The organism is Peribacillus sp. SIMBA_075, assembly GCF_046534585.1.
In genome coordinates this window covers 1-363 of record NZ_JAWRYN010000213.1, presented here as the reverse complement: position 1 = coordinate 363, position 363 = coordinate 1, and the positions used below count along the sequence as shown (strand labels likewise).

1 protein-coding gene is annotated in these 363 nt (G+C 31.1%); it reads right to left on the bottom strand.

Annotated elements, in window-relative coordinates:
- Nucleotides 1–316 (bottom strand): DMT family transporter (locus SB775_RS27905; RefSeq protein ID WP_410864398.1); only part of this gene is annotated, 316 nt, incomplete at its 3' end.
- Between the last annotated feature and the right edge of the window lie 47 nt (nucleotides 317–363).

Here is a 363-nt window from a genome sequence, read left to right as displayed (position 1 = left end):
CCGATGACACTTTCAGTCCAATTACTCCTAAAACAATAAAGAGAATACAAAATGCTTGGAATAAATTAATATGCTCTTTAAAAAAGTACACACTAATGATTGTAATAAGTAGCGTTCCCACACCAGACCAAATTGCATAAGCAATGCTTAAATGAATCTTTTTAACAACAATAGCAAATACGCTGAAACAAATTCCATAAAATACGAAAATAAGTACACTTGGAACGAGCTTTGTTAAACCATTTGATAGTTTCATTGCGATTGTTCCAGCTACTTCAAAAATAATTGTAACAAGTAATAATAGCCAATATACCATACTAGAATCTCCTTCTCTGTTACCTTATAGAGATTCTAGTATACTAC